Below are 759 nucleotides of genomic sequence, written 5' to 3' on the forward strand. Positions count from 1 at the left end.
GCAATCGGTCTGATCTGGTTCTCGCACCAGTTGTTGTCGATGGGCACCTGAGGATCGTCCAGATAGCGCGTCAGCGCGGCCCATCGCCGCAGGCTGTAGTCCAACGCCTTGGCAATCGCCGAGCCCTCACTCACGCGCGCACGTTGCTGCGTCATCCACCGGTGTAGCGTGTCGGCTATCCGCCGAGCCCGCTCTTGCCGGATCGCGAGGCGCTCGCCTGGCTTAAGCGTCTGCGCTTCGGCTTCGATCTCGTAGAGCTGAGCGATGTACTGAAGTGCATCTTGCGCGATCTCGCTCTTGTTGGCCGCGTGCAGATCGTAGAACTTGCGACGCGCGTGCGCCATGCAACCAAGCTCGGTCACGCCCCGGGTAAACAGCGCCTTATAGCCTGTGAAGTCGTCGCAGACGAGTTGGCCTTGCCAGTTCCCCAGGAAGGCCCTCGCATGCTCACCCGCGCGACTCTCGGCGAAGTCGTAGACGACCGCCTTCAGGTCCTCGAAGGCCCCGGGGCAGTACGTCCATAAGTAGGCTCGCTGTGTCTTGCCCTTGCCAGGGCTGAGCATCGCGACCGGTGTCTCGTCGGCGTGCAGCACACGATGCTGCAACATTCGCTCCTTGAGCGCATCCACCAGCGGCTGGAGCTGTATACCGCACATGCCGATCCACTGGCCCAGCGTCGAGCGAGGGATGGCGAGCCCGGTACGCTCGAAGATGCGTTCCTGTCGGTACAACGGAACGTGATCGCCGTACTTCGACACT

General features: G+C 62.8%; 1 protein-coding gene. It reads right to left on the reverse strand.

What is annotated here, in order from left to right:
• On the reverse strand, positions 1–759 hold a 759-nt coding region (gene tnpC, locus HV670_RS30250), incomplete at both ends, for an IS66 family transposase (RefSeq protein WP_175108577.1).

Origin of the sequence: Pararobbsia alpina (genome assembly GCF_902859895.1) — a bacterium.
GTDB lineage: Bacteria > Pseudomonadota > Gammaproteobacteria > Burkholderiales > Burkholderiaceae > Pararobbsia > Pararobbsia alpina.